The organism is Variovorax sp. V93, assembly GCF_041154485.1.
GTDB classification, from domain to species: Bacteria; Pseudomonadota; Gammaproteobacteria; order Burkholderiales; family Burkholderiaceae_C; genus Variovorax; species Variovorax beijingensis_A.
Map to the genome: position 1 here is coordinate 1387448 of NZ_AP028669.1, position 23616 is coordinate 1411063.

Here is a 23616-nt window from a genome sequence, read left to right on the forward strand (position 1 = left end):
GCTTCAGGCGTCCTTCCCATCGGCGTCTGCGTCGGCGTCAGCGTCGCTGTCGGCATCCGCATCGGTGTCATCGGGCGGGTCGCCGGCGCGGCCGTTCTGCTCGGCGAAGATGTCGCCGGCCGTCTTGCCGTCGCCCTCGGCGCCGCCGGGCGGCGGAGGCGTGTCGGGCCTGCCGGCGCGGTAGCCCTTCTTCGCGGGCATGAGCTCGGCCGGGGCCAGCAGCATCACGGAGATCTCGCCCTCGGAGGCCAGGCCCGAAAGCTCGCCGTAGAGGTCGTTGTCCTGCAGCTCTTCGCCGTTGTACTGGATGGTGCCCTTTATCGTGACGCTTCCGCCTTCGTTGAGCTCGTAGCCCAGGTTGGCCAGCACCACGTCCGTGAAGTCGACGTGATCCTCTTCAGTGCCCCAGTCCCACACGAAGCGATAGCCGCGCCACTTCTCGCCGTCGGCGTACTTGAACTTCGTCGGCAGCTTCGGGTGGCGCAGGTTGGGCAGCGGGATCACGACGTCGGGCAGCGTCTCCTGGCCAGACTTCAGTGCGTGGTTGCAGTAGTGGTGCTCGCGCAGGCCGGGCTCGATCAGGTCGAGCAGCGTGTTCTCGCCGGTCAGTGCCCAGACGATGTCGATGGCGCGCACCTTCTCCGTGCCGTGCAGTTCGCGGCGCGGGTTGGCGTTGGTGATCAGGATCTGCGTGGGCTTTTCGATCTGGAAGCTCATGTGGTGGTGCTCCGATGGATTGAAGAAAAAGGGCGTGCCGCTCGCGCGGCGCTGGTCGGAAGTTGAGGGAGGGAGGAGGAGGGAGGCCGACCAGGCGCGCCCGAAAAGGGGTGTTCGTCTAGAACGGGATCTCGTCGTCGGGCTCTTCGGGTTTCGTGAGCACGATGGCTTCGACTGGCGCATGGGCGGTGCGGCGCACCTCTACTGCGTGCAGCACGTAGAACGACTGGCCCGGCGCATTCGCGGCAAGCCGCTCTGCTTCGTCACCAGCGCTCTCGGCGCTCACGTGCTGGCGGGTCGGCGGGCGGTTGCCCTCCGGGTTCCACACGAGCCAGAACTGTTGTTCGTTCATGGTCAGGCGGCGGCCGGAGCGGGTGCGGGGAACTTGTCGAAGGGCAACGGCTTGATGTGCTCCCCGAAGAACTTGCCCTTGGACTCGGCCGCCATGAAGTCGGCGTGCAGCTTCGCGTCGACGTTCGGGTACTGGTAGATGTGGCCAGGCCCGCGCGTGAACGTCACCTGCAGCGTGCGGCGCGCCGCGTCGTAGCCGATGGCGGCCACCTGGTTGGATTCCACGGGCGTCGTCGGGATGGCGACGTACTCTTTCTCGGAGAAGGCGGCCGGAGCCGCGAAGGTCTTGGGCATGGTGATGCTCCTGTAGTTGCGGGTGGGGGTCAGGCGGCCTGCTTGGCGTGGATGGCCTGCAGGTGGTTGGCCATGGAGGCCAACATGTGCGGGAACTCGGCTTCGTGGTAGCGCGGCGCGGCGCGCTCGCGACCTGCGGGCTCGAAGCCCAGGCCGCGCAGGCCCGCCTCGGTCACCGTGAAGTGGCCCAGCCGCTCGTTGATGGCGCCGATGCTCAGCGTGGGCGCACTGGTGGGCGCGGCGGCCGCGCGCACAGGCATTGGGATCACGGTGGGCGCCGGCGCAGCGGCGGGTGCGCTACTTGGCGTTGCTGACGGCGGCGCGACAGCGGTGGGGGCCGCACTTGGTGAAGCGGCAGGCGATGGAGCAGCGGCCGCGGCGATACGCATCTCGAACTTGGAGAGCAGCGCGCGGATCTCTGCGACGGCCGTTTCCTTGGCCTGCTGTGCCATGCCGGCGAGAGTGCCGAAGCGCTCGGCGTCGATGGGCCATGCCTCGGTCTCAGCGAGGGTCTCGCGGACGCATTCGATCGTGCCGCCCACGCGCACGCCGGCGCGCCCGAGAGTGGCGATCATCACCTGTTGCTGGATGCCCTGAATCTCGGACATCGCGAGGTCCTTGCGGATCTTCTCGCGCCGCTCATCTTCCTTCTTCTCCTCGGCCGCGCGGTGATCGGCCACGCGGGTCTTCACCAGTGAGGTGAGGTCCTCGGGCGCCTTCAGCACGATCTGCGCGGTGTCGGGGAACAACTGCGGCACGTCGGCCGCCAGTTCGCGCAGCGTGCTGAGGTTGATCTGGATGCGGGCGGCGATTTCGTTCGTCGCGATCTTCGCGTTGGCCAGCGTCGTGTCGATCGCTTCCTTCAGACTTTCCACCGTGCGCTTGTTCTTGATCGCACCAGCGAAGTCGGCATTGAAGTTCGTCGGCATGTAAGGTTTGCCGATGCGCTTGTTCAGCGTAGCGATGTGCTCATCCAGCGCTGCACGGCCGCGCAAGACCTCATCCGTTCGGATCTGCACTTTGCGTGCCTCGACTTCCTTCTCCTTCGCGAGTCGAGTAGTGCGGGCGAGATTGCGGTAGTCCGCGATCAGGCGGCGCATCTCTTCAACGTTCGACATGCTGGCCAAGGCGCTGCTCTCGCCCGCTTCGAGCGCTTCTTCGGCCTTCTTCAACGCCTTGCAAGCGGCATCTGTGTCCGCGAACTCTTGGTCTGTGGAGGCTTTCGCGGGAATCTTGGCGATGAAGGCGCGAAGTGCAACGCCGAAGTCTGGAAGATTCGAAACTACTGTGAGCGTGCCGTCCATACGCACAGAAACCGCAGGCAAAGACTCGACCGGTGCCGCCACCACAACGGGCGCAGCCTGCGTAGGAACGTAGTCGGCGAGATCCTGCTCGAACTGGGCCCAGCCGGCGCGCAGGCGCTCGAACCAGACCGGATCCGGCAGCACCCAGACGAACAACATGTTCTCAGGCGTGCCGTCGGACACCACGAAGATCAGTTTCTCGGCGCCCGTCACCTTCAGGACCTGCTGGCATTGCGGCATGTGCTCATCGGGCACCTGGCCAGCGGCAACGCTCGCGGCGAGCGCTTCGTTCCACTGCTTGTGCTCCATGGCGATGCGGTCATCCATCGTCAGGCCGTCGCACGACGCCGACTCCTTGCCGTCGGAGCAGGTGACGGGGTAGAGGTCTTCCCCGATCAGCTTCTCGATGTGCGGCCGCGCCAGGGCTTCGACTTCGTGCCCGTGGTCCAGCACGTTGACCTGCAGCCATTCGCTGAAGGTCTTCGCAATGCCCGTCTTCTTCATGCGCAGCAGCTCGTTGCGCGTGGTCTTCTTCGACAGGCCCAGCATGGCGGCTGCCTCGCTGGCGCCGAAGTGCTCGAGGCGGAACTGGTCCCAGGCGTCGGTGCCCTGCACCAGGTCGTGTGTTTGCTTCATGGTGGTGGTCTTTCAGGCGTTGAGTTCGGCGCGGCGCTTGTCGAAGAGCTCGCCCAGTTCGGTGCGGTGCACGGTGTTGCCCACCTCCTTGATGAGGTCGGCGGCGACGTTGAGTGCGTCTTCGGTCGTAGCCTTGTTCAGCTGCTCGGCCACGTGCGCGAAGGTCAGGCCGGTAGTTGCGCTATCGGCGGCCGGCTTGCGGATGGCGGCGATCTGCTCGTCGCTCAGGAGGAACTTGGTGCGCGCCTTATTAATGACCTGGTCGGGCTTGGCGCGACCGTCGGCGATGGCGGCACGCCACTCAGGCAGCCGCTGCGCAAAGAGGTCAGCTGGCCAGCACGCAGGCGCGGCCGGAGGTGGCGGTGCGCTGGTGCGCTTCTGCTCGTCGGTTTCATCGCCACCGCCACCACCGCGCCCGTCATCGTCGGCATCGTCCTTGGTGGCCAGCCCGGTGGCGGCGAGCAGCGTGTAGCGCTGCAGGTAGGTGATGGTCGATGCGACCTGCTGGATGCCGTTCTTCTTGCCACTGCTGTCGGGCGAGCCGTCGAGCGAAACGGATTCGCTATGGCCCAGGCGGTGCGTGATCGTGCAGATCACCACGATGCGGCCGCCGCCCTGCTGCAGGTCCCAGCGATGGGAAAGGCCGTGGCGCGCCATGGCCGGCACCACCACGTCGGTGATGTGCGACAGCTCGGCGTGCTTGTAGCCAACGAAGTCGCCGTCCTTCGTCGTATAGCCGACGTGCTTGCGCTTGAAGATCTCCAGCGGCTCGGCCTTGAAGTCGGCCATGGCCTTCACGAAGGCCTTGCGCGCTTCGTTGGCTTCCCAGCGCTCCTGCAGCTTCATCGCGCTCTCGACCAGTTCGAGCGACGCGCCGCGGCCGAGCGCGGTGAGCATCATCCCGAAGGGCGAAGCTTCGGCAGGCATGGTGCTGGCCAGCGCGCCGCCGGATTGGACGGAGGGAACCGGAGCGGCTGCGCGCTCGACGGGTTCGAGGTCGAGGACGCGTGCGTCTTCGATGGTGGTTGCGTTCACGGGTAGGCCTTTCAGCGGAAGAAGGTGAGAAGGAAATCGGGGTGGAAAAAGGCGAGGTAGCCGACCAGGGCCGCACAGGCGGCGGAGACGCGGATCCAGATCAGCACCAGCTGCAGCAGCTCGTCGATGGCGTTGCATGACGGCGCGACGGGCTCCGGCGTGTCGTCGGGGAAGTAGTGGGGGCGTGCGCGGCTCATCGACTGCCTCACTGGAAGTTGTTGAAGGCGATGGCTGCCACGACGCCGATCACGCCGACGACGTAGAGGGCGATGTCGGCCGCGCGGTGCGGGCGCGCCGGCTCCGGCAGCGGCACGATCACGCCGCCGATTGCGGCAGGGCCGAAGGCTTGCTCCAGCGTGCGAGGGCACGGCGTGGTGCGCTCGTGTGTCGCGTCGACCTTGCCGACGAACTGGGCCGGCGCAGAGAGCGGGGTGTGAATCAGACTGTGCACGTGGTCCTCGCTTTCACGGCGGCCACGACGGCGGCGCACTGCGCCACGTCGAACCAACCGATATGGCATTGCTCGACATCAGCGATGCCAAGCGCGCGGGCAAGCCAGGCATACGCCTCGCTGCGCGACATCGGGCCGTCCTGCCAGAGTGGGTTGAAGGCGTCCTTGGCGGCGCTGCGCGCGCGCCGGATCTCGGGCGTGGCCAGGGTGCCGAGGGGGATGCCCGTGAAGGGGTGCAGGCCGACATACGAATCGCAGCCGGTGCACATGAGAGCCCACGGCCATTCGCCGTACTCGCGGCCGTAGATGCAACTGTTCGAGTCGATGAAGACTGGCGAGCCGCAGTGAGGGCACTTCTCCGGCACCGGAAGCGGGTTCTTGACGCGCGCCACGGCGCGGCGCGAGGGTGCCCACGGCGATACCGGCTCGGTGCGGGGAGGCATGGATGCGCGGCGTTCGCGCTCTTTGCGGCTCACGCCCATGGCAGTTCCAGATCGCGCTGGGCGAAGTGCTGCGCAAACAGGCGCTCGGCTTGCTCGCCGTCGACGATCTGCACGTCGACGGCCTGCTTCGGGAACACCGGCAAGGCGTGCTCGGCGTCGAACATGAAGTGCGGGGCGTTCATGCGGACCTCGCCTTCAGCATCTCGTCTGCCATGCGGTAAGCCATCCGGGCGACGATGGCGAAGGGCGTGATCTTCTTTGTCGCTTGGTTGCCGACCTGCTCCATCGCTGTCTCGGAGGCCAGCGTGGCCTCCATGGCGCCTTTGGCGAAGTAGTCGCGCATGCTCATGCCGATGACGGCGGCGGCGCGCGCCAAGATGTACGCGCGTTCGCGCTCGGTCGGGTCTTCGATGTGCAGCGAAGCCGCCATTGCAGTGGCGTGGGAGCTCTGCGGATCGCTGACCGGGAAGGCCGGCCCGCCGTCGTCGAATGGCGTGTCGGTGTTCACGATGCCCGCCCGTTCTGCTGCTCGAGCGCAAAGGAGAGGGAGAGGTCGAAGTACGCCGGCGTGCCCTTGATCGCATTCAGCGCACGGTCGGTGGCCAGCGCTTGGTCTTCGGTCGGCACGAACACCTCTTCGGGGTGGTGCTTGGCTTCGACGCGCTCGCGGCGCGCGCTGCGCCGGCTGGCGAGGTTGGAGCGGGTGAGGGCGCTCATCACGCGGCCTTCCGACCATAAGGAAACCACCGCACAAGGCCGTCCGCCGCAAGGTTTGCCGCGACCGTCGAGAACCAGTGGCCGCCCCGGTCTTCCTTGCCGTACCGCAGACCCATGACCTTCAGGACGGTGAGCCCGATCAGTACGCCCGCGGCGTTCTGAAGGTTGTCCTTGAGTGCTTGTTTGTTCGCCATGCCCATCTCCTGTGTTGATGGGCAAATTACATCAAACGGTGAAAGCCATGTCAACATCAAATGATGTAGTTTCTAAAAATATTTCATCAAAAGATGACGGAGCAGATCAGGCGGACGCAAAAAAAGGCCCGCACGCGGCGGGCTTGGTGGGGAGGTGGGGGCCGACTAGATCGTCAAAGCTTTTTGCCGTTCCAGGCCCAGACCACGCGGCCGCGAACCTCAACGGGGCGTGAGCCGTCGAGCACGTCGACCGTCTTCACTGTCGGGTTGTCGCTGCTGATTTCGAAGGAGCCGTCGATGCGCTGGCGCACCCGCTTGATGTAGATCCGGTCGTTGGCTTCCATCACATACACGCCGTCGATCTTGGGCGCGTTCACTCCGATATCGACCAGGAGGATGTCGCCATCAGCAAAGGTCGGGTCCATCGAGTCGCCGTAGCCATGGATGAATCGTAGGTTCTCCAGGCTCGTGAGTGGCTTGATTGTCCGGCTCACCCATTGGGGTGACACGGTAAGACGACCGATGACTACCTCTTCGGGCATCACGTCGGAGCCTGGTCCCATGGAGCCAGCGACCGCGAGGAGCGGCACGTCGAACGTGTCATGGTCGACGGACCCGCCAGCACCCTTGATGACGGCCCGCGTGACCTCTCCGCCTTCGTCGTCGTCTAACCACCCTGCGGGCAACCCCGCAAAGCCTTCAATGCTACGGGCCACCTTCTCTCCGAACGAGGCGCGACCAGAGATCAGATCACTCGCCTGATTGGTCTTGCGCCCGATGGCCTGACCGAGCGCCACGGGGCCCTCGATGCCTCGATCTTTCGCGAATTTCTTGAGCCGGGCGATTCGGATGAGCTTGGCGGTCATGACCGCCGAGTGAATCAGCGCGACTACATCATTTGATGTTGACAGTTCTTTCATCATTCGATGTAATTCGGGGTATGGACATAAAACCGTACTTCTTCGGGCTCAGCAATGAGGATCGCAAGATCTTCGCCGACAAATGCGGCGCCACCGTCGGGCACATTCGCAACGTCTGTTACGGGGACCGCAAGGCCACCACCGTGCTCGCAGCGCAGTTCGAACTGCACTCAAACGGCGAGGTGACCGTCGAGGAAACGCTTCCCGCGCATCAGTGGCACCGCGTCAAGGACAAGGCTTGGCCCCACGCGAAAGGTCGCCCGCTGTCGGATGTTGCTGCCGAGCCAAAGCTCGAGCCCGCGAAAGAGGGCGCCTGAATGTCCCACATCTTGCCCACGGAAGGGCCGCCACCCGATTCGGTTGCGCGCGCTGAGCGGCTGGCCAACACCCTCGCATTGGTTCTGGCCTACGTCTTGTTCCTCGTGGCCGCCGCGCTCGCCCTGAGCGCCTTCTTCGTAGGCCGCCCGGCCGCAGCTCTCATCGCAATCACCGCTGGCGCCGTCGCTCTCTGGCTTGTCCTGGAGGGCGAGAGCGCGCTCGATGCGCAGGCGCTCGACGAGTTCAACGGCTAGGTCGTGAAGGCTTTGAAACATGAGACCGATGGTCTTTTTTTTGTGCCCGGAGGGGATAGTCAAGTGAAGTCAAATGATTTGAGCCAGGCTGACGCACAGCGCGAACTGGACCTTTTTCGGCAGCCTCCCGCAAACGAGGTGCCGCTCGAGCTGATTCGCAAGCAGGCCAGTGCCGGCGCCGCTTTCACGCTCGCATGCACGTCGTCGGGACTGCTCGACCAGACCATCTACGGCTTCATCGGCATCGACGCCGGCACCTTTTCCAAGATCAAGAAGGGCCTGGCCACGTTGCAGGCCGACCTTCTGGGCAAGTTCTGCTACGCGGTGAACAACCGCATCTATGCCGAATGGTGCGCTTACCAGCTCGGCTGCACGCTGGTCGAGATCAAGACCGAAGCCGAGCGGCGCGCCGAGGCTGCCGAGAAGCGTGCCGCCGAAGCCGAACTCAAGGTGCGCGTGCTGATGGAAACCTTCCACGGAAGGGCGATCGCATGAACGCCGACAGCAAGATGATGCGGACGCTCGGCGCGATCGGCCAGAGCACGACGTACAGCGAGATGGCGGCGGCCACGGGCATCGATGCCAAGCTGCTGATGACCAACGTGGCACACCTCAAGCGCCGCGGATACGTGGAGCGTCTCAACGAAGGCGCACCGAAGTGCGAGATCGCATATTTCCGCCGCACCACGGCCGGCGACGAGCTGATCCAAGGCGAGCCCGAACCAGAGATCGAGCCCTTTCCCGTCGTGGTGATGACCTCCGTGCAGCGCGCCATCCTGCGCCGGCCCGCGCTGGCCACCGTGTGGAGCGCCGCGTAATGGAGTACGCCGACTTCCTTAAGGCCAAGGTGCAGTTGGCGCAGTCGATCGGTTTCGAGATCGACGCCAGCGAGGTCAATCCGTTGCTGGCGCCATTCCAGAACGTGACCGTGCGCTGGGCTGTGGCCGGCGGCCGGCGCGCCATCTTCAAGCGCTTCGGCCTGGGCAAGACCTTCGACCAGATCGAGATCGTGCGCATTGTTCGCGCGCGCGCCGGCGGCATGGGCCTGATCGTGCTGCCGTTGGGCGTGCGGCAGGAGTTCCTTCGCGATGCCCAGAAGCTCGCCACCGGCGAGGATCCGAAATTCTCCGATGAGCAGCGCGCCCAGTTGCGCGCATGGCAGGCCGGCCGGCCCGACCGCATACCCAAGCTGAAGTTCGTCCGTTCGGCCGCCGAATGCGACGACCCCGACGGCATCTACCTCACGAACTACGAAACGGTGCGGGACGGCAAGCTCGACCCCGAGCTCTTCACTGTGGTCAGCCTCGACGAGGCCGATTGCCTACGCGGCTTTGGTGGCAGCAAAACCTTCCGCGAGTTCATGGCGCTCTTCGCCGGCGACGACCGGCGCAACATGAAGGTGCGCGTACGCAGCGGCGGCGTGCCGTACCGCTTCGTGGCCACGGCCACGCCAAGCCCGAATGAGTATGTCGAGCTGCTGGCGTACTGCGCCTACCTCGGCGTTATGGATGTTGGTCAGGCGAAGACCCGCTTCTTCAAGCGCAACAGCGAGAAGGCCGATCAACTGACGATCCACCCGCACAAGGAACGCGAGTTCTGGCTGTGGATGGCCAGTTGGGCGCTCTTCGTGCAGCTGCCGTCAGATCTCGACCCGAGCTTCTCCGACGAGGGCTACGTCCTGCCAGAGCTCGACGTGCGCTGGCACGAGATCCCGTCCGACCACAGCGACGCCGGCACCGACATGCGCGGCCAGAACCTGATGTTCAAGCACCAGGCGATCGGCGTTGTCGACTCGGCGCGCGAAAAGCGCGAGAGCCTGCCGGCGCGCATGGCCAAGCTGCAGGAGATCCGTGCGGACGACCCGACCGCGCACCGCGTGATCTGGCACGACCTCGAAGCCGAGCGGCACGCGATCGAGCGCGAAGCACCGGGCGTGGTCACCGTCTATGGCACACAGGAACTCGACGAGCGCGAGGCCGCTGTCGTCGCCTTCTCCGACGGCCAGATCCAGGAGCTTGCGGGCAAGCCCGTGATGTTGGGCTCGGGCGTCAATTTCCAGCGGCACTGCCACTGGTCAGTGTTCCTCGGCATTGGTCACAAGTTCAAAGACTTCATCCAGGCGATCCACCGTCTCCAGCGATTCCTGCAGGAGCACACGGTGCGCGTCGACCTGATCTACACGGAAGCCGAGCGGGAGGTGCGCCGCAACCTCGAGCGGAAGTGGAAGCAAGACATCGAGTTGAGGCAAAAAATGAGCGAAATCATCCGCACCTACGGGCTGTCGCGTATCGCGATGGCACAGACCTTGTCGCGTGCCATGGGCGTCGAGCGCGTCGAAGTCAGCGGCGAGCGCTACACGCTGGTGAACGAGGACTGCGTGAAGGAAACGCAGCGCATGGCCAGCGACAGCGTGGGCCTGATCCTGACTTCGATCCCGTTCTCGACGCAGTACGAGTACTCGCCGAACTACGCGGACTTCGGCCACACCGACAACAACGAGCACTTCTTCGCCCAGATGGACTACCTGGTGCCGGAGCTGCTGCGGGTGCTGCAGCCGGGGCGCCTGGCCGTGATCCATGTGAAGAACCGCATCGTGCCCAGCGGCATGGTGCCGGGCGTCGGCTTCCAGACCGAATACCCCTTCGACCTCGACACGGTGGCTTGCTTTCGCCGGCACGGCTTCCACTTCGTCGGTCGCAAGACCATCGTGACGGACGTGGTGCGGGAGAACGCCCAGACCTACCGGCTCGGCTGGTCGGAGCAATGCAAGGACGGCTCGCGCATGGGTTTCGGCATGAACGAGTACCTGCTGCTCTTCCGCAAGGCGCCGACCGACGGGAGCCGTGGCTATGCCGACGTGCCGGTGGTCAAGGAGAAGGCGAAGTACTCGCGGGCCCGGTGGCAGCTCGATGCCCACGGTTTCACGCGCTCCAGCGGCAATCGGCAGTTGCAGCCCGAGGACCTGATCAACCTCGCGGCCGATGAGATCTTCAAGCTGTTCAAGCAGCACTCGCTGACCCAGGTGTTCGACTTCGAACACGATGTGGCCCTCGGCGAGGCCTTGGCCGCCCGCGGCATGCTGCCACCGTCTTTCATGCTGCTGCAACCGCAGTCCTGGCATGACGACGTCTGGACTGACGTGACGCGCATGCGCACGCTCAACGGCGCCCAGTCGGCGGCTGGCCGGGAAATGCACCTGTGCCCGATGCAGTTCGACATCGCCGATCGCGCGATTACCCAGTACTCGAACGAGGACGATGAGGTCTACGACCCCTTTGGCGGCCTGATGACCGTGCCGTACCGCGCGATCAAGCTGGGCCGGCGCGGCCGCGGGTGCGAACTCGGCCCCAGCTATTTCGCCGATGGCGTCATGTACTGCGAGTCGGCGGCGCGCGAGATCTCGATGCCAAGCCTCTTCGATGCCCTGGAGGTTGCATGAACACCCTTCAGAAGCTGGTTCATCGCCAGCGCGCGCACCTGATCCTGGCCGAGGGCATTGGCATCGAGATTTGCATGGCGTTGGGCGATCGCGATGGTGCCCACCGGCACCGCCGCGAGATGGAGGCCCAGATTGCCGCGCGCGATGCTGCCATCCAGCAGGCTGAGGAGGAGGGCGAGAGCTACTTCGCAGCCGCTGGCATGGTGGCGCGCATCCTGGACGAAGCGCGGAGGGCTGCATAGGTGCCCAACCGCCTTGTCCGCGAGGGCCTCATGGAGTCTGAGGCCGTGCTCTCCCTTCCCGTGGAAGGGCGGTGGCTGTTCGTGATCATCATCCTGTCGGCCGACGACGTGGGCCTGTTCGAGGCCACAGAGTTCAAGCTCGCGCGGCGCGCCGACGTCAACCGTGATCTGGCCGGCAAGCTGATGCAGATGCTCGCCGATGCCGACCTGATCCGGCTCTACATGATCGACACCAAGCGCTACGGCTTCATCCCGAAGTTCCGCCAGCGCCTGCAGATCAAGACGTCGAAACATCCGTTGCCGCCCCGTGCGATCTATCAGGACGATTCCGACGCTCTCAACAAAATCAACGAGTTAGCTTCCCGTTCAACTGTTGGAGCGCCGGTGGGCAGCAGTTTGACAACGGATGGCCAACCGCCTGAAGCGGAACTAGAACTAGAAGCTGAAAAGAAGGTATCGGAGTCTTCGACTCCTCGTCGGCGGCGCAAGGCCCCCGACCAGCCGAACTGCCCGTACGACGCCATCGTGGCGGTCTACCACGAGGTCCTGCCCGAGCTTCCTGCTGTGCGGATCGTGAAGCCAGGCGGTGACCGGCAGAAGGCGATCGCCGGCTTGTGGAAATGGGTGATGACGTCGACGCGCAACGACGGTGTCCGCCGTGCCAGCACCACGGAAGAGGGCATCGCCTGGTTCCGCAACTACTTCACCCGAGCTCGCGACAACGACTTCGTCATGGGTCGTGAGCCTCGCGGTGCCGGCCACGAGAACTGGGAGGCCGACATCGACTACCTCTGCACCGAGCGCGGCATGAAGCGCGTCATCGAAAAAACCAAGGAACGCACATGAACGACCGAGTCGATGAATCCCTCCTAGCGTCCGTGGTGCTGTGGAGCCCTGAAGCCGAAACCTCGCTGATCGGCGCGCTGCTGCTGGACAACGGCCTGTGGGATCGCGTCGGCGACCTGGTGGCCGCCAGCGACTTCTTCAAGAACGAGCACCGCCTCATCTTCACCGCGCTGAGCGGCATGCTGAACGCCGCGAAGCCGGCTGACGTGCTGACGGTCCACGACCAACTGAAGCGCGATCGCAGCACTGAAATGATCGGTCTGACCGACCTGCATGCGCTCACCCAGTACCTGCCCAGCGCCTCGAGCGTGCGCCAGTACGCGCTGATCGTGCGCGACTTCGCGCTGCGCCGAAAGCTCATGGCGGCGAGCAACGACATCCATCAGCTGGCCTGCCAGCGCGGCGTCGGCTTCGAGGAGACGCTGGATCAAGCAACGGCACTCCTCACGCCGCTCTTTGACGTGGGCAAGAGCGACGCCTGGCTGGACATGGACGTCGGGATGGTCGAATTCCTTGATGGCATCCAGCGGCGCTCGCAAGGGGAGGAAGACTTTCTCTCCACCGGCATCAAGGAACTCGACGACCGGCTCGATGGAGGCATGCGCCGCGGAGAAGTCATCGTCATCGCCGGTCGCCCGGGCATGGGCAAGACGGCCCTTGCCATGTCGATCGCCGATCACATCTGCGGCATGAGTGAGCCGGTTGGTGTGCTCTCGATGGAAATGCCGAAGGCGCAGTTGACGACCCGCGTGGTGTCGATGCGTTCGGGGATTCCGCTGCACAAGCTCAAGCGCCCAGAACGCATGAGCGACTATGACTGGGGCGAGATGTGCCGCTCGGTCGAGCTCCTGCGACAGCTCCCGCTGTTCATCGACGACCAGACAGCGCTCAACGTCAACCAGCTGCGTTCGAAGGCCAGAGGGCTCAAGCGCCGGCGCGGTCTGCGTTTGCTCGTCGTCGACTACATCGGCCTCATGGAAGGCACCGACCGGAAGGCCAACCGCGCCACTCAGCTCGGGGAAGTCAGCCGCGGCATCAAGGCCCTGGCCAAGGAACTGGATTGCACCATCCTGCTGCTGGCCCAGCTCAACCGCGAGGTCGAGAAACGCCCGAACATGCGGCCGATCATGGCCGATCTGCGCGAGTGCGGCGACATCGAACAGGACGCCGACATCATTCTCTTCGTGCATCGGCCGGCGCACGTGAAGCCCGACTTGGGCCCCGAGTGGAAGCACTACGCCGAAATCATCATCGGCAAGCAGCGCGACGGCCAGACCGGCATCGTTGACGCGCAGTACACCGGCGACACGGTGAAGTTCTGCGACTGGCTGGGCGATCGGCCGACCTCGTTGGTTCGCACGAAGGGAGCGGAGCTGTGATCTACATCGGCATCGACCCGGGCCTCAGCGGCGCCATCTCCTTCGTCACCGACCGCACCTGTGTGGTCGAAGACCTTCCGACCATGCCACTGCCCGGGAACGGGCTTATCACGCGAAAGATCGACGGCCGCACGCTGGCCAAGATGATCCGCGCCAACGTGCCCATCGGCGAGACGGCCGAAGCCTACCTCGAGCAGGTGAGCACGATGGGCGGCAAGAACAACGCCGTCCAGACGCAGGGCTCGCTGATGCGCTCCCTTGGCGCCATTGAGACGGTACTGGAGTGCCTTGGCTACAAGCCCACGATGCTCGGCCCCCAGAAGTGGAAGCGCTTCTATGGGCTCGACGCGGACAAGAAGAAGGCGCTGGCCACCGCGCGCGGGCTGTACCCCTCGGCACCGCTGAGCCTGGTGAAGCACCACAACCGCGCCGAAGCGGTCTTGATCGCCCACTGGGGCCTGAGGAACAAGGCATGACGTGCGCCCGCTGCCACCGTTGGCTGCATCGCACGCCCGTCTACCTGGACGGCATGACCTTCGGCCCCAAGTGCGCGGCCGCGTTGGCTGGCGCGAAGCCGCGGCACGGCCGCATCACAACCGCTCTGCGCGCCGCCGATGCGCGCCAGCGCGACCTTTTCACCGAGGCTGCAACGTGATGCGCGAGCAGCCATTCCTGTTTGGCACGACCTGGCTGCAGGTCTGGGACGGCAACCCGACGGCCGCCGCGCTGTACGACCGCCACTACAGCCGAAACCTCGCGTCGCGCGGAGACCCTCGCATCGCCGGGCCTGGCCACAAGATGGTGCTGCTGACCCCTTGCGTGCGCGGCCTGTTCGTCTGGCGGAAGTTCATCAGCAAGGACCAACAGGACGGCGTGAACTGCGCCATCTTCCGCAACGAAGGCGCTGGTCTGTCGAGCGAGCTGATCCGCGCGGCCATGGTGCTGGGCTGGGCCCGCTGGCCGGGCGAGCGCTTCTACACCTACGTGAACCCGCGCCGCGTGGCCAGCCGCAACCCTGGCCACTGCTTCAAGCAGGCCGGCTGGAGCCTGTGCGGCATCACCAAAACCCGAAAGCTACTCGTACTGGAGGTTCGCCCATGAGCCACGTCACCATCATCAAGAACACCCAGGGGCGCCTGCAGGGTCTCGACCAGAAGGGCCAGCGCGCTTACGCGAAGTGGCGCCGCCTGGTCGAAGGACTGGAGATCGGCCAGACCTTGACCTTCAGCTACCGCTTCCCGCGCAGCCCGAAGCACCACCGCCTCTTCTTCGCCAAGCTGCAGAGCCTGCTCAGCCGCACCGAGGCATTCGACGACCTCGACAAACTGCGCTACTGGGTGGTGATGGGCGCCGGCTACTTCGATCTGGTGCCGGGCTTTGACGGTCTGCCGAACGCAATACCGCGATCCCTCGACTTCGACAGCATGGACGAGGCGGACTTTGGCGAGCTGCACCACGCCGTGGATGCGTTCCTCTGGACGCCGCGGGCCCAGGAAACGCTCTGGCCGGCGTTGAGCAGCGATCAGCGCTTCGCCTGCGTGGACTCGTGGGTGCAGGAGTTCGCGCAATGATCTTCCCGCCCATCGAAACGGACAACGTCCACGCGCTGCCGGTCAAACCGCGGCCCTCTCCGGAAGAGGGCGCGATGCTGCAGCCGGTGCCGATCACTCAGTGCCAGCACCTGTTCGCGTCCTTCACTGTTGACGTCGACGCGGGCAAGTGCTTCTGCAAGAAGTGCAGCGGCGAGGTCTCGCCGATGTTCGTGCTCGAAGTGCTGATGAACCAGGAAAGCCGCTGGATGCGGACCATGGCGACCTACCAGGACCAAATGAAGCGCCTGGCCGAGCGTTCGCGCACGAAATGTCAGCACTGCGGCGAGATGACGCGGGTGAGCAGCCGATGAAGCCGATCACCGCAGAGCAGTTCCGCGCAGTCCTGGTGGCGCTGGGCGAGCAGGGCGCTGATGACGTGGAGTGGTCGGAGTCGATCGCGCCGCCGGCCACGGCTGACGACTTCGCCCAAGAAGCCATCTTCGTGATCTGCAACAGCGGCATGAAGAACACCGTCGCACGGATGATCTTCGACCGCTGCATTGGCGCGTTGGCCGCCGGAACGCCCGTCATCGACGTGTTCAAGCACAAGGGCAAGGTAGCCGCCATCGAAGCGATATGGGCCGACCGGGCTGGGCTACTGTCCATGTACCTGTTGCGCAAGACGGATGCTGACCGCCTCGAAATGCTGGCCGCGCTCCCGTGGATAGGCGGGATCACGAAGTACCACCTCGCGAAGAACTTCGGCGCGAACGTGGCAAAGCCTGACGTGCACCTGCAGCGCCTAGCGGACCGGGAGGGCTGCACGGCGCAGTCCTTGTGCGAGCGCTTGGCTGGCGAGGTGGGTCTTCGTGCTGCGACGGTGGACGTGGTGCTGTGGCGGGCCTGCGCGAACGGCGTCATCAACTCGCGCACCGGGGAGATCACGGCATGAAGCGCACGCCCATGTCCCGCGGCACCGGCTTCAAGCCTAAGTCCCGGCCCGCGCGCGCGCCAGTCGAAATTGAGTCTGCATGCGGCCTCCCGGGCGAAGTTGCAGAAATCGCCCGCCGGCCCGCGCCCGCGGTGCGTCGCGGCACCTACGCCGCGCCGGCGCCGGTGGCCGCAGTTCCCAAGACGCCGCGCCGCGAGATTCCGCACCTGCTGGACATGGCATGCGGCAAGCCCTGCCTGTTCCGTGTTCGCGGAATCTGTAATCACGACCCTGCGACGACGGTGGCCGCCCATTCCAACTGGGCCGAGCACGGCGGCAAGGGCGGTGCGCGCAAGGCGGACGACTGCTATTCGGCTTGGGCCTGCCATGCATGCCACACCTGGCTCGACTCCGGCCCGGCCGACGGCGAGCTGAAGAAGGTCACTTTCATGTTCGCCCATCTGTCTCAGGTGCGGCATTGGCGCGCGATCGCCGCCGACCCTGCTTCCAAACCGCGTGACCGTGCCGCCGTGCTGCTCGCGCTGGATCACCTTAATGCAACGCCCGTTGGACAAGGAGAGATGCCATGAATTGCCAGCCTGGCGACATAGCCTTCATCGTGGCTCCATACCTCGACCTCGCAATGCGAGGTCTACCTGTCAAGGTGGTACGCGCAGACGACGGTCGGAGTCTTGTCGTGTCCAAATCCGGCGACCTCAGCTGCGGCCGCGGGCGGCCGTGCTGGCTGGTCGACGGCAACGACAGCCGACTGCCGATGGTCATTGCCGACCAGTACCTGAGGCCGATCCGCGATCCCGGCGATGACGCTGTCGATGAGATGGTGCTGCGCAAGATGGTGCCGCTCCCGACCATCAAGCCCGAGCTGATTCCTGAACGGGCTCGAGCATGACCATTCCGCTCACGCCAAAGCAGGCCGAGGTGCTCGCCTTCATGCGCGAGTTCTTCGCGGAGAACGATCAGTTGCCGCCGGCGCGTGTCATTCGCGAGCGTTTCGGCTGGGCGAGCGACAACGCCGCGGCTGACTTCGTTGCAGCACTGATGCGGAAGGGCCACCTCGAGCGGAACGCCATCGGCAGGTACCGCTTCACCAGGAGCACGGAATGCGTAAGCGCCGCCGCCCCGGATTGAGCCTCGTCGAGCGTGCCCTGATTGAGCGCAACTGGCACGCCACGGCAGTGGTTGCGCAGATCCATGCGCTGATCGGCGACGACAGTGACCGCATGGTGAGTGCCTCGGGCCGCGTGCTGTACGTGGTGCTGGGGGCGGCAATCGCGGAAGAGATCGACTCCGAGCAGCCCGAGATCCGGATCATCCGCGGCGCCGTGAATGCCGTGCACGACCAGGCGGGCGAGTCCGACATTCCAGTGACGCGCCGCGCGTCCATCGAGAGCGGCCTGCTCGCGGCCGAGCGCCTCGTGCCGCACTTCGCGCGCCGTAGCCTGATCGATTCTGCCTGCGAGCTCGAGCTGAAGCTCCGCCGCCAGCACCTGCACACCAGCGACTTCGAAGCCTTGCTGGCCGAGATCGCTGGTCCACAACCAGCCCTTTCCGAGAACGGAGCCCGATGAGTCAAAAGTCGCCTCAACCAGTCCGCCGCGGTGTCGGCGAGCTGGTCTTCCAGACGATCTTGGACCTGCACAACGCTGGTCGCATCGCCACGCGGCCGGTCGTGGTGTCGATGACCGGCCAGAGCTATAGCGTCGTCGATGACCACGTGAAGCGAATGCTGGAAGACGGCCGGCTGCGCCGCGTGGCGCCCGGTGTATTCGAGCCAGTGGAGGAGATGCCGCCGGCGCAGGCGATCTCGCTCACCGTGCTGCCGAGCGGCATGGCCAAGCTGGAAGTCGGCGATGTGTGCCTGGACCTGAATCCGGCGGACCGCCGCTGCATTGGAAACCTGTTCCGCGGTAGCTCCGAAGAACTGACCGGCCTTCAGGGCGCGCGCGAACTCGCGGATGCCGTTGCCGAACTCAAGCGCCAGCTGGCCACCGCCCACCGGCGCGCCGACCAGCAGGACGAAGTGATCCGCCGGCTGCAGCGTCAGCCGAAGCAGGAAGAGATGCCATTCGCATAACCGGCCGAGAGGCCACAACCCGGGCGAGAGCCCATCACCAGGAGAAAACCATGCACGCAAACCAAGCAACCTACGCGCAAACCGCCGGCTCTGCCCCGCAGAGCGTTCGCGAGATTCCCGACCAACTGCAGCGCCTGCGCGAAAGCATCGTCGAGCTCGGCCGCCGGAGCGACCTGCTTATCACCCGCACCGAGAGCGTCCGCCGCATTCCGCCGCCGAGCGATTCGACTGCGGCGCCTGCGCCTGTCCGTTCGATCCCTCAGACCCCTCTCGGGACCGTCCTCGACGAGATGAATCGTGAGATCGAGTCGCAGATCCGAGCGGTGAACTTCGCGATCGACACCGTCGAGCTCGCCTGAGGCCTGCCGCTGATGATGCCCAGGAAGAAACTCACCGCCAGCGGGTTCGCCGTCGGTGTTCTGCTGCGCGCCGTGGGTGACGCGGCCCTGGCGCCCGCGCGCGCCGAGGCCGAAAAGAACCTCACCACCTGGCTCGAAGCTGCCAAGGCCCGTTACATCGAGCGCTGCGGTGACAGCATTCCGCCCGAAGCTGCCGAGGAATGTGCGGAGACCTGCTATTCCTTGAACTGCATGACGGGCACGCCGGGAAACTACCACCCGAAGCCGTTTGCCGAATGGCCGGAGCCGGTCGCGGCTGCGGACGAAGACATGGCGAGCTGGGGCGCGCAGGCGGCATGAGCGACTTCAACGCTACCACCGGCCGCCAGGCCTTCGACCTCCTTTGCGATGAGCGGCTCGGCTACGGCATGAGCCGGCAGGTCTTCAGCTGCCGCCTTGCGCCTGACTGCGTCGTGAAGGTCGAGGAGGGCGCTGGCCAGTTCCAGAACGTGATCGAGTGGGAGACCTGGCAGCGGGTGAAAGACACACCGGCCAGCCGGTGGTTCGCCGCCTGCCGCTGGATCAGCCCCAACGGCACGCTTCTGGTGATGGAGCGCACGCGGCCCGCCGCGCCGGCCGAGTATCCCGACAGCCTGCCGGCGTTCCTCTGCGACTTCAAGCGCACGAACTACGGCATGGCCAAGGCCACGGATCGCCATGGCAAGCCGGGGCAGGAGTGGTTCGTCTGCCACGACTACGGCACCCACCTGATGTTCGAGAACGGCATGACGAAGCGCATGCGTAAGGTGGAATGGTGGGACGCGTGATGACCATCGGCATCGACTTGGCCCGAGAGCCGGACCGCACCAGCTGGGCTGTCCGTACGCCGACCGGGTGGGAATTCATCGACGGCGGCCCGGAAGACTTCCAGCGCATCCATAGATTCTTGCCGTTGGCCGTATGGCGGGCCGAACTGGAAGCCTTCGAGTATCGGACGCCCGAGCACCAGGCCGCAGTCGAGGCCGCGCTGCAAGACCGCCTGCGCACCCACGCCGACCGCCAGGGGCCATGCGTCTCTGCGGAGGACGCTGCAAGCCCACTGGCATGCATGCGGGCCTACCTTCACGGCGCCATGAACCGCTTTGAGCGCGGGATGGTGTTCGATGAATGGTCCCGCTGGGATGGCTCAGGCTGGGAGCGAATTTCTTGGGAAGAGAGAAGACTGCCGCCTCCACTGCCTAGCGAACGCATGGCTTCGGCCCTGGGCCTGGGCCCGAGGAACTACTTCGGCCCTTGCAACTTGGCTCCCAATCTGGCCGGCGTCGTGCTCGGTCGCAGTGGCTGGATGTTGGAGAATCCCACCCCATGAAAGTCTCAGAACTCACTGGCGCGCAGCTCGACTACTGGGTGGCCAAGGTCGAGGGCTTCATGCGCCCGCGCATCGAGGGGGGCGTCTGCGTTGTTGACCAGCCAGACGGCCACCCCATGAATCCATCGACGGACTGGGCTCACGGCGGCCCGATCATCGAGCGCCAGAAGATCATGGTCACCTGGAACGCGGATCATTGGATCTCGGGCGCCAACGACGCTACCGACAACCCCAACAGCCGCATCCGGTCTGGGCGCACGGCATTGATCGCTGCGATGCGTGCCCACGTGGCATCGGAGTTCGGCGATGAGGTGCCAGATTGAAAGTGTCGGAGCTGGGGGGCAAGCAGCTTGAAGCCTGGGTAGCGAAGGCCTTGGGCGAGCAACCCGGCACGTCCTACACCAGCGCCTGGCCCAACTTCGACCAGCTGCTCGAGCGCGATGCAATCCACGTCGCGCCCATGCCCGGCAAGAGCTTCATCTGGTGCGCCATCGTCATCGGACGTCCCAATGGCCGGTTGCCGGAAGGCCGCGGCGGATGGATCGAAGGCGCGACGCCGCGCATAGCGGTGGCCAGGGCCATCGTCTCGGCCCGCTACGGTGCCGAGGTGCCGGACGCACCCCAGTAGGGATTTGCCGCCCAGCACGGCGGCCAGAAGATTCGGGCCTCACTTCATCCGAGGCCCCATGACCACCACCGTCCATATCGCCGTCAGCGGCAACAAGCAGGTTCTTGTCGAGACCCAGGCCGGCAAGACGCGCCTGCAGCCCGGCGCCCATCACACCTTCACCGTGCACGGCGACGGCGAGATCAAGATCCGCGAGCACGGCGAATTCGTTGCCGCTCCCGATCTGCCGCTGGTGCGCCCGTACCACGACGAACCGGCCGAGGCCCCCGCCATCTGAACACTGGCAGGGTCCGCCTCGCGCGTTCCGCGTGGTGGCTAAGCGGGCAAGCGCCCGACCTGGCCGGTGATCACCTGACCTGATTCACCCTCTCCAAGGGCAAGCCGCTGCCGCAAGAGCAGCGCCGGGGGCAACCGGCAACCGATGTCTGCTAGGCGCCGAGAATTGCGATCAGTTGGGCTTTTGACAGCGTGTTGAGTTCAAGCTTCGCGCGCATTGGCTCGAACACCTTGTACATGCGCTCGGCCCGATCGAGAGTGGCGTGGTGCGAATTCAAGTCACGCTTGGCAAACTCTGTCCAACGGCCCATTTCCTTAATCAGAAAGTTTGCGATGCTGTAGTGTCGCGACTCGTTGTTGCCGTCAAAGCCCGGGAACGTCGTTCGTCCATGGCAGCTGTCCTCAACTTCTTTCTTCGCAGCCGCGTCCAACTTCTTCATCGCTGCCTCAACGAACGACCACATGTCCAGGTAGTTCGCCACCTCTTTCACCTCAGGCGGATCTGCTTCGCGCTTATCTTGAGGTATGCCTGAGAGTTCCCAGGTCAGAGCCCAGGTGTTGTCGGTGTGAATCGCCGAACTGATGAGCTTGGCAGTTTCTGGTTCGATGTCGAGTTTTAGATGCAGCTGGGCCAGCATCGACAGAATCAGCTTTTCCGGGGTGGTCAGTTTCATGTGAATCTCCTGGTTGGACGGGCAAATGTAGCTGGGGTGTCGCTTTTCGGTGTCTGCGCAAGCGCAACTTTTTGACCGTTGAGCCGGGCTGTCTTGGCCATGCTGATGACCATTGGCCGCGCGCGGGGCCAACACCCCCCATTAGAGGTTTGAGGTTTCCAGTCGCCCGGTAACCATCCGGGCCCATGAGTGCAGACACCCCCGCAAAGAAACCCGACTGGGCCGTCATCGAGGCCGAGTACCGCGCCGGCATCAAGCCGCTGCGCCTCATTGGGGAAGAGCAGGGGATCAGCCACGCCGCCATCAACAAGCGGGCGAAGCGTGATGAGTGGTCCCGCGACCTCGGAGCCAAGATCCAGGCGAAGGCTGAAGCACTGGTTTCCAAGGCTGCGGTTACCAAGGAGGTTTCCAGCGCCAAGAAGGTGACCGAACAGGCCATCGTCGATGCTGCCGCGACCATCCAGTACACGGTGCGCATGGAGCACCGGGCGGACATCAAGCGCTCGCGCGTGCTGTTCCAGAACCTGCTGGGCGAGCTGGAGGCAGTGGGCACCCCGGACGGGCAGCACCTCGTCGACCAGCTGATCGAGAGCCTGAACGGCCCCGATGACGGCGAGACCGAGGACGCGGCCCGCCGACGTCAGGCGCGCAACCGCAAGCTGCTCGGCGACATCCAGGCCCTGCCGACGCGCATCGACTCGGGCAAGCGACTGGTCGAGATGCTGGAGAAGCTGGTGCGCATGGAGCGCGAGGCCTTCGGCGTCAGCACCGATGAGGGCGGCGACAACCGCGGTGGCGCCAAGACCGTGATCGTCCCGGCGAAGGACATCTCGTGAAGCTGCCCGACGTCGGCGAAGACATCCTGTGGAAGCCTGCCCCCAAGCAGGCCATGCTGCTGTCGGCCATCGACCTCGAGGTGCTGTACGGCGGTGCCGCGGGCGCCGGCAAGTCCGACTGCCTGCTGATCGATGCCCTGGGCCTGCAGCAGCGGGCCATCGACAACCGGAACTACCAGGCCATCCTGTTCCGGCGCACGTTCCCCGACCTCCGGGACTTGATTGACCGGTCGCAGGACCTGTACCCGGCCTTCGGCGGCAAATACGACAAGACCAGCCACATCTGGACCTTCCCGAGCGGCGCGCGCGTCGAGTTCGGGCACATGCAGTACGACAGCGACCGCTTCAAATACCGCGGCCGGGCCTTCCAGTACATCGGCTGGGACGAGCTGACGCTGTTCCCGACGGACATCCCGTACCGGTACATGCTGTCGCGCCTGCGGTCGAAGGACCCGGCCATCACCTGCTACGTGCGGGCGACGACGAACCCCGACGGGCCCGGCTTCCGCTGGGTCAAGGAGTACTTCCGGATCCAGACCGAGGGAACGTCGACGCGCTTCAAGGTCTCGGTGACCGACCCCGAGACCGGCGAGGTGCACGAGCACGGCCGCCGCTTCATCTCGGCGCGCCTTAGCGACAATCCCCACCTGGCGGACAGCGGCTACCGGCAGACCCTGCTGCTGCTGTCGGCCGAGGAACAGCGTGCGCTGCTGATGGGCCGCTGGGAGACGCCGAACATCCGCGGCGCCTACTACGCCGAGCAGATGGAAGCCGCGCGCCTCGAGGGACGCATCCGCAAAATCCCGCGGCTGCCGCACGTGCCCGTGAACACCTTCTGGGACCTGGGCTGGAACGACACCACCGCCGTGTGGTTCCACCAGCGCGTGGGCATGGAGCACCGCTTCATCGACTACATGGAAGCCAGCGGCAAGGACCTGCAGTTCTTCGCCGCCGAGATCCAGGGCCGCAGCTACACCTACGCGCGCCACTACCTGCCGCACGACGCCGACAACAAGACCCTGGCCAGCGGCGGCAAGAGCGTCCGCATGCTGCTGCAGGGCCTCCTGCCGGCCCATCGCTTCGAGGTGGTGCCGCGCACCGACAGCCTGGTCTCAGCCATCAACCAGACCCGCGCCGTCATCCCGTCCTGCTACTTCGACGAAGACCGCACCGCCAACGGCATCGCTGGCCTGGAAGCCTACCGCCGCGAATGGGACGAGAAGCTCGGCGACTTCAAGCAGGAGCCGCTGCACGACTGGGCTTCCAACCCCGCCGACGCCTTCCGGCAGTTCGCGCAGGGCTACCGCGAAATCTACAAGGGCGGCAAGAAGCCGACCAGCTGGCGCGACCGGCTGAAGACGCACGCCGCCCGCAACCGATCGGCGCAAGCCGCATAA

General features: G+C 65.2%; 42 protein-coding genes. 28 read left to right on the forward strand and 14 right to left on the reverse strand.

Annotated features, from left to right (window positions below):
- Nucleotides 1-3: 3 nt before the first annotated feature.
- From ACAM54_RS06360 to ACAM54_RS06420, 13 genes are all read right to left on the reverse strand, one after another.
- Nucleotides 4-717, reverse strand: coding sequence for a hypothetical protein (locus tag ACAM54_RS06360; RefSeq protein WP_369650160.1), 714 nt, complete (start codon nt 715-717; stop codon nt 4-6).
- A gap of 118 nt (nt 718-835) precedes the next feature.
- The gene (locus ACAM54_RS06365; protein ID WP_369650161.1) at nt 836-1069 is read right to left on the reverse strand and encodes a hypothetical protein; all 234 of its coding nucleotides are present in this window, start codon (nt 1067-1069) and stop codon (nt 836-838) included.
- 2 nt (nt 1070-1071) lie between these two features.
- Nucleotides 1072-1362 (reverse strand): KTSC domain-containing protein, encoded by a 291-nt coding sequence (locus ACAM54_RS06370; protein ID WP_369650162.1) that lies wholly within the window; start codon nt 1360-1362, stop codon nt 1072-1074.
- A 29-nt stretch (nt 1363-1391) separates the two neighbouring features.
- On the reverse strand, nt 1392-3281 hold the full coding sequence (locus ACAM54_RS06375) for a YqaJ viral recombinase family protein (protein WP_369650163.1): 1890 nt from the start codon (nt 3279-3281) through the stop codon (nt 1392-1394).
- 33 nt (nt 3282-3314) lie between these two features.
- The gene (locus ACAM54_RS06380) at nt 3315-4337 is read right to left on the reverse strand and encodes an ERF family protein (RefSeq protein WP_369650164.1); all 1023 of its coding nucleotides are present in this window, start codon (nt 4335-4337) and stop codon (nt 3315-3317) included.
- Between the two features lie 11 nt (nt 4338-4348).
- Entirely contained in the window at nt 4349-4534 is a 186-nt protein-coding gene (locus ACAM54_RS06385) for a hypothetical protein (protein WP_369650165.1), read from the reverse strand.
- 8 nt (nt 4535-4542) lie between these two features.
- On the reverse strand, nt 4543-4788 hold the full coding sequence (locus ACAM54_RS06390; protein ID WP_369650166.1) for a hypothetical protein: 246 nt from the start codon (nt 4786-4788) through the stop codon (nt 4543-4545).
- On the reverse strand, nt 4776-5270 hold the full coding sequence (locus ACAM54_RS06395; RefSeq protein WP_369650167.1) for a zinc-finger-containing protein: 495 nt from the start codon (nt 5268-5270) through the stop codon (nt 4776-4778). The genes ACAM54_RS06390 and ACAM54_RS06395 overlap by 13 nt, the downstream gene beginning before the upstream one ends.
- Complete coding sequence (locus ACAM54_RS06400; protein ID WP_369650168.1) at nt 5261-5413, reverse strand: hypothetical protein; 153 nt, start codon at nt 5411-5413, stop codon at nt 5261-5263. Before ACAM54_RS06400 ends, ACAM54_RS06395 begins: the two co-directional genes overlap by 10 nt.
- Entirely contained in the window at nt 5410-5739 is a 330-nt protein-coding gene (locus tag ACAM54_RS06405) for a hypothetical protein (RefSeq protein WP_369650169.1), read from the reverse strand. Before ACAM54_RS06405 ends, ACAM54_RS06400 begins: the two co-directional genes overlap by 4 nt.
- Nucleotides 5736-5948 carry a hypothetical protein gene (locus ACAM54_RS06410; protein ID WP_369650170.1) on the reverse strand — a complete coding sequence of 71 codons (213 nt, stop codon included), beginning with the start codon at nt 5946-5948 and terminating at the stop codon, nt 5736-5738. The genes ACAM54_RS06405 and ACAM54_RS06410 overlap by 4 nt, the downstream gene beginning before the upstream one ends.
- Nucleotides 5948-6142, reverse strand: a complete 195-nt coding sequence (locus ACAM54_RS06415; RefSeq protein WP_369650171.1) for a hypothetical protein — start codon at nt 6140-6142, stop codon at nt 5948-5950. The genes ACAM54_RS06410 and ACAM54_RS06415 overlap by 1 nt, the downstream gene beginning before the upstream one ends.
- Nucleotides 6143-6315: 173 nt before the next feature.
- Nucleotides 6316-7065 carry a helix-turn-helix transcriptional regulator gene (locus tag ACAM54_RS06420; protein WP_369650172.1) on the reverse strand — a complete coding sequence of 250 codons (750 nt, stop codon included), beginning with the start codon at nt 7063-7065 and terminating at the stop codon, nt 6316-6318.
- A 17-nt stretch (nt 7066-7082) separates the two neighbouring features.
- Between ACAM54_RS06420 and ACAM54_RS06425 the strand changes: the two genes are divergently transcribed.
- From ACAM54_RS06425 to ACAM54_RS06550, 26 genes are all read left to right on the forward strand, one after another.
- Entirely contained in the window at nt 7083-7379 is a 297-nt protein-coding gene (locus ACAM54_RS06425; protein ID WP_369650173.1) for a hypothetical protein, read from the forward strand.
- Nucleotides 7380-7634 (forward strand): hypothetical protein, encoded by a 255-nt coding sequence (locus tag ACAM54_RS06430; RefSeq protein ID WP_369650174.1) that lies wholly within the window; start codon nt 7380-7382, stop codon nt 7632-7634.
- A gap of 78 nt (nt 7635-7712) precedes the next feature.
- Nucleotides 7713-8129 (forward strand): transcriptional regulator, encoded by a 417-nt coding sequence (locus tag ACAM54_RS06435; RefSeq protein ID WP_369651889.1) that lies wholly within the window; start codon nt 7713-7715, stop codon nt 8127-8129.
- On the forward strand, nt 8126-8452 hold the full coding sequence (locus ACAM54_RS06440; RefSeq protein ID WP_369650176.1) for a hypothetical protein: 327 nt from the start codon (nt 8126-8128) through the stop codon (nt 8450-8452). Before ACAM54_RS06435 ends, ACAM54_RS06440 begins: the two co-directional genes overlap by 4 nt.
- The gene (locus ACAM54_RS06445; RefSeq protein WP_369650177.1) at nt 8452-11073 is read left to right on the forward strand and encodes a DNA methyltransferase; all 2622 of its coding nucleotides are present in this window, start codon (nt 8452-8454) and stop codon (nt 11071-11073) included. The genes ACAM54_RS06440 and ACAM54_RS06445 overlap by 1 nt, the downstream gene beginning before the upstream one ends.
- Nucleotides 11070-11315, forward strand: a complete 246-nt coding sequence (locus ACAM54_RS06450) for a hypothetical protein (protein WP_369650178.1) — start codon at nt 11070-11072, stop codon at nt 11313-11315. Before ACAM54_RS06445 ends, ACAM54_RS06450 begins: the two co-directional genes overlap by 4 nt.
- Nucleotides 11316-12161 (forward strand): hypothetical protein, encoded by an 846-nt coding sequence (locus tag ACAM54_RS06455; RefSeq protein ID WP_369651890.1) that lies wholly within the window; start codon nt 11316-11318, stop codon nt 12159-12161.
- A gap of 32 nt (nt 12162-12193) precedes the next feature.
- Nucleotides 12194-13540 (forward strand): replicative DNA helicase, encoded by a 1347-nt coding sequence (dnaB, locus tag ACAM54_RS06460; RefSeq protein WP_369650180.1) that lies wholly within the window; start codon nt 12194-12196, stop codon nt 13538-13540.
- Entirely contained in the window at nt 13537-14016 is a 480-nt protein-coding gene (locus tag ACAM54_RS06465; protein ID WP_369650181.1) for a hypothetical protein, read from the forward strand. Before dnaB ends, ACAM54_RS06465 begins: the two co-directional genes overlap by 4 nt.
- On the forward strand, nt 14013-14195 hold the full coding sequence (locus tag ACAM54_RS06470; RefSeq protein ID WP_369650182.1) for a hypothetical protein: 183 nt from the start codon (nt 14013-14015) through the stop codon (nt 14193-14195). Before ACAM54_RS06465 ends, ACAM54_RS06470 begins: the two co-directional genes overlap by 4 nt.
- Nucleotides 14195-14641 carry a hypothetical protein gene (locus tag ACAM54_RS06475; protein ID WP_369650183.1) on the forward strand — a complete coding sequence of 149 codons (447 nt, stop codon included), beginning with the start codon at nt 14195-14197 and terminating at the stop codon, nt 14639-14641. The genes ACAM54_RS06470 and ACAM54_RS06475 overlap by 1 nt, the downstream gene beginning before the upstream one ends.
- Complete coding sequence (locus ACAM54_RS06480; RefSeq protein ID WP_369650184.1) at nt 14638-15111, forward strand: DUF1367 family protein; 474 nt, start codon at nt 14638-14640, stop codon at nt 15109-15111. The genes ACAM54_RS06475 and ACAM54_RS06480 overlap by 4 nt, the downstream gene beginning before the upstream one ends.
- A complete protein-coding gene (locus ACAM54_RS06485) occupies nt 15108-15443 on the forward strand; it encodes a hypothetical protein (protein WP_369650185.1) in 336 nt (111 codons plus the stop codon). The genes ACAM54_RS06480 and ACAM54_RS06485 overlap by 4 nt, the downstream gene beginning before the upstream one ends.
- On the forward strand, nt 15440-16024 hold the full coding sequence (locus ACAM54_RS06490) for a hypothetical protein (RefSeq protein WP_369650186.1): 585 nt from the start codon (nt 15440-15442) through the stop codon (nt 16022-16024). The genes ACAM54_RS06485 and ACAM54_RS06490 overlap by 4 nt, the downstream gene beginning before the upstream one ends.
- Nucleotides 16021-16593, forward strand: a complete 573-nt coding sequence (locus ACAM54_RS06495; protein WP_369650187.1) for a nuclease domain-containing protein — start codon at nt 16021-16023, stop codon at nt 16591-16593. The genes ACAM54_RS06490 and ACAM54_RS06495 overlap by 4 nt, the downstream gene beginning before the upstream one ends.
- Nucleotides 16590-16913, forward strand: a complete 324-nt coding sequence (locus ACAM54_RS06500; protein ID WP_369651891.1) for a hypothetical protein — start codon at nt 16590-16592, stop codon at nt 16911-16913. Before ACAM54_RS06495 ends, ACAM54_RS06500 begins: the two co-directional genes overlap by 4 nt.
- On the forward strand, nt 16910-17152 hold the full coding sequence (locus ACAM54_RS06505; RefSeq protein ID WP_369650188.1) for a hypothetical protein: 243 nt from the start codon (nt 16910-16912) through the stop codon (nt 17150-17152). Before ACAM54_RS06500 ends, ACAM54_RS06505 begins: the two co-directional genes overlap by 4 nt.
- Nucleotides 17125-17592, forward strand: a complete 468-nt coding sequence (locus tag ACAM54_RS06510) for a hypothetical protein (RefSeq protein ID WP_369650189.1) — start codon at nt 17125-17127, stop codon at nt 17590-17592. Before ACAM54_RS06505 ends, ACAM54_RS06510 begins: the two co-directional genes overlap by 28 nt.
- Nucleotides 17589-18098 carry a hypothetical protein gene (locus ACAM54_RS06515; protein WP_369650190.1) on the forward strand — a complete coding sequence of 170 codons (510 nt, stop codon included), beginning with the start codon at nt 17589-17591 and terminating at the stop codon, nt 18096-18098. Before ACAM54_RS06510 ends, ACAM54_RS06515 begins: the two co-directional genes overlap by 4 nt.
- Nucleotides 18099-18148: 50 nt before the next feature.
- Nucleotides 18149-18457, forward strand: a complete 309-nt coding sequence (locus tag ACAM54_RS06520; RefSeq protein ID WP_369650191.1) for a hypothetical protein — start codon at nt 18149-18151, stop codon at nt 18455-18457.
- 12 nt (nt 18458-18469) lie between these two features.
- Complete coding sequence (locus ACAM54_RS06525) at nt 18470-18796, forward strand: hypothetical protein (RefSeq protein WP_369650192.1); 327 nt, start codon at nt 18470-18472, stop codon at nt 18794-18796.
- Nucleotides 18793-19263, forward strand: coding sequence for a hypothetical protein (locus tag ACAM54_RS06530; protein WP_369650193.1), 471 nt, complete (start codon nt 18793-18795; stop codon nt 19261-19263). Before ACAM54_RS06525 ends, ACAM54_RS06530 begins: the two co-directional genes overlap by 4 nt.
- The gene (locus ACAM54_RS06535) at nt 19263-19805 is read left to right on the forward strand and encodes a hypothetical protein (RefSeq protein WP_369650194.1); all 543 of its coding nucleotides are present in this window, start codon (nt 19263-19265) and stop codon (nt 19803-19805) included. The genes ACAM54_RS06530 and ACAM54_RS06535 overlap by 1 nt, the downstream gene beginning before the upstream one ends.
- Entirely contained in the window at nt 19802-20128 is a 327-nt protein-coding gene (locus ACAM54_RS06540; RefSeq protein WP_369650195.1) for a phage protein NinX family protein, read from the forward strand. Before ACAM54_RS06535 ends, ACAM54_RS06540 begins: the two co-directional genes overlap by 4 nt.
- Entirely contained in the window at nt 20125-20433 is a 309-nt protein-coding gene (locus tag ACAM54_RS06545) for a hypothetical protein (RefSeq protein WP_369650196.1), read from the forward strand. The genes ACAM54_RS06540 and ACAM54_RS06545 overlap by 4 nt, the downstream gene beginning before the upstream one ends.
- A 58-nt stretch (nt 20434-20491) precedes the next feature.
- Nucleotides 20492-20710: a hypothetical protein gene (locus tag ACAM54_RS06550; RefSeq protein ID WP_369650197.1), complete on the forward strand. Its 219-nt coding sequence runs from the start codon at nt 20492-20494 to the stop codon at nt 20708-20710.
- 151 nt (nt 20711-20861) lie between these two features.
- On the opposite strand, the gene ACAM54_RS06555 is transcribed toward ACAM54_RS06550, so the two are convergent.
- On the reverse strand, nt 20862-21383 hold the full coding sequence (locus tag ACAM54_RS06555) for a YfbU family protein (protein ID WP_369650198.1): 522 nt from the start codon (nt 21381-21383) through the stop codon (nt 20862-20864).
- Nucleotides 21384-21568: 185 nt separating this feature from the next.
- On the opposite strand from ACAM54_RS06555, the gene ACAM54_RS06560 reads away from it, so the two are divergent.
- Nucleotides 21569-22219: a hypothetical protein gene (locus ACAM54_RS06560; RefSeq protein ID WP_369650199.1), complete on the forward strand. Its 651-nt coding sequence runs from the start codon at nt 21569-21571 to the stop codon at nt 22217-22219.
- Complete coding sequence (locus ACAM54_RS06565) at nt 22216-23616, forward strand: terminase family protein (RefSeq protein WP_369650200.1); 1401 nt, start codon at nt 22216-22218, stop codon at nt 23614-23616. The genes ACAM54_RS06560 and ACAM54_RS06565 overlap by 4 nt, the downstream gene beginning before the upstream one ends.

Excerpts from the sequence above, each read along its gene's own strand:
- ACAM54_RS06360 (WP_369650160.1), bottom strand. The coding sequence starts at position 717 with ATGAGCTTCCAGATCGAAAAGCCCACGCAGATCCTGATCACCAACGCC.
- ACAM54_RS06365 (WP_369650161.1), bottom strand. The coding sequence starts at position 1,069 with ATGAACGAACAACAGTTCTGGCTCGTGTGGAACCCGGAGGGCAACCGC.
- ACAM54_RS06370 (WP_369650162.1), bottom strand. The coding sequence starts at position 1,362 with ATGCCCAAGACCTTCGCGGCTCCGGCCGCCTTCTCCGAGAAAGAGTAC.
- ACAM54_RS06385 (WP_369650165.1), bottom strand. The coding sequence starts at position 4,534 with ATGAGCCGCGCACGCCCCCACTACTTCCCCGACGACACGCCGGAGCCC.
- ACAM54_RS06395 (WP_369650167.1), bottom strand. The coding sequence starts at position 5,270 with ATGGGCGTGAGCCGCAAAGAGCGCGAACGCCGCGCATCCATGCCTCCC.
- ACAM54_RS06400 (WP_369650168.1), bottom strand. The coding sequence starts at position 5,413 with ATGAACGCCCCGCACTTCATGTTCGACGCCGAGCACGCCTTGCCGGTG.
- ACAM54_RS06410 (WP_369650170.1), bottom strand. The coding sequence starts at position 5,948 with ATGAGCGCCCTCACCCGCTCCAACCTCGCCAGCCGGCGCAGCGCGCGC.
- ACAM54_RS06415 (WP_369650171.1), bottom strand. The coding sequence starts at position 6,142 with ATGGCGAACAAACAAGCACTCAAGGACAACCTTCAGAACGCCGCGGGC.
- ACAM54_RS06420 (WP_369650172.1), bottom strand. The coding sequence starts at position 7,065 with ATGATGAAAGAACTGTCAACATCAAATGATGTAGTCGCGCTGATTCAC.
- ACAM54_RS06425 (WP_369650173.1), top strand. The coding sequence starts at position 7,083 with ATGGACATAAAACCGTACTTCTTCGGGCTCAGCAATGAGGATCGCAAG.
- ACAM54_RS06430 (WP_369650174.1), top strand. The coding sequence starts at position 7,380 with ATGTCCCACATCTTGCCCACGGAAGGGCCGCCACCCGATTCGGTTGCG.
- ACAM54_RS06440 (WP_369650176.1), top strand. The coding sequence starts at position 8,126 with ATGAACGCCGACAGCAAGATGATGCGGACGCTCGGCGCGATCGGCCAG.
- ACAM54_RS06445 (WP_369650177.1), top strand. The coding sequence starts at position 8,452 with ATGGAGTACGCCGACTTCCTTAAGGCCAAGGTGCAGTTGGCGCAGTCG.
- ACAM54_RS06450 (WP_369650178.1), top strand. The coding sequence starts at position 11,070 with ATGAACACCCTTCAGAAGCTGGTTCATCGCCAGCGCGCGCACCTGATC.
- ACAM54_RS06470 (WP_369650182.1), top strand. The coding sequence starts at position 14,013 with ATGACGTGCGCCCGCTGCCACCGTTGGCTGCATCGCACGCCCGTCTAC.
- ACAM54_RS06475 (WP_369650183.1), top strand. The coding sequence starts at position 14,195 with ATGCGCGAGCAGCCATTCCTGTTTGGCACGACCTGGCTGCAGGTCTGG.
- ACAM54_RS06480 (WP_369650184.1), top strand. The coding sequence starts at position 14,638 with ATGAGCCACGTCACCATCATCAAGAACACCCAGGGGCGCCTGCAGGGT.
- ACAM54_RS06485 (WP_369650185.1), top strand. The coding sequence starts at position 15,108 with ATGATCTTCCCGCCCATCGAAACGGACAACGTCCACGCGCTGCCGGTC.
- ACAM54_RS06490 (WP_369650186.1), top strand. The coding sequence starts at position 15,440 with ATGAAGCCGATCACCGCAGAGCAGTTCCGCGCAGTCCTGGTGGCGCTG.
- ACAM54_RS06495 (WP_369650187.1), top strand. The coding sequence starts at position 16,021 with ATGAAGCGCACGCCCATGTCCCGCGGCACCGGCTTCAAGCCTAAGTCC.
- ACAM54_RS06500 (WP_369651891.1), top strand. The coding sequence starts at position 16,590 with ATGAATTGCCAGCCTGGCGACATAGCCTTCATCGTGGCTCCATACCTC.
- ACAM54_RS06505 (WP_369650188.1), top strand. The coding sequence starts at position 16,910 with ATGACCATTCCGCTCACGCCAAAGCAGGCCGAGGTGCTCGCCTTCATG.
- ACAM54_RS06510 (WP_369650189.1), top strand. The coding sequence starts at position 17,125 with ATGCGTAAGCGCCGCCGCCCCGGATTGAGCCTCGTCGAGCGTGCCCTG.
- ACAM54_RS06515 (WP_369650190.1), top strand. The coding sequence starts at position 17,589 with ATGAGTCAAAAGTCGCCTCAACCAGTCCGCCGCGGTGTCGGCGAGCTG.
- ACAM54_RS06520 (WP_369650191.1), top strand. The coding sequence starts at position 18,149 with ATGCACGCAAACCAAGCAACCTACGCGCAAACCGCCGGCTCTGCCCCG.
- ACAM54_RS06525 (WP_369650192.1), top strand. The coding sequence starts at position 18,470 with ATGATGCCCAGGAAGAAACTCACCGCCAGCGGGTTCGCCGTCGGTGTT.
- ACAM54_RS06530 (WP_369650193.1), top strand. The coding sequence starts at position 18,793 with ATGAGCGACTTCAACGCTACCACCGGCCGCCAGGCCTTCGACCTCCTT.
- ACAM54_RS06535 (WP_369650194.1), top strand. The coding sequence starts at position 19,263 with ATGACCATCGGCATCGACTTGGCCCGAGAGCCGGACCGCACCAGCTGG.
- ACAM54_RS06540 (WP_369650195.1), top strand. The coding sequence starts at position 19,802 with ATGAAAGTCTCAGAACTCACTGGCGCGCAGCTCGACTACTGGGTGGCC.
- ACAM54_RS06550 (WP_369650197.1), top strand. The coding sequence starts at position 20,492 with ATGACCACCACCGTCCATATCGCCGTCAGCGGCAACAAGCAGGTTCTT.
- ACAM54_RS06555 (WP_369650198.1), bottom strand. The coding sequence starts at position 21,383 with ATGAAACTGACCACCCCGGAAAAGCTGATTCTGTCGATGCTGGCCCAG.
- ACAM54_RS06560 (WP_369650199.1), top strand. The coding sequence starts at position 21,569 with ATGAGTGCAGACACCCCCGCAAAGAAACCCGACTGGGCCGTCATCGAG.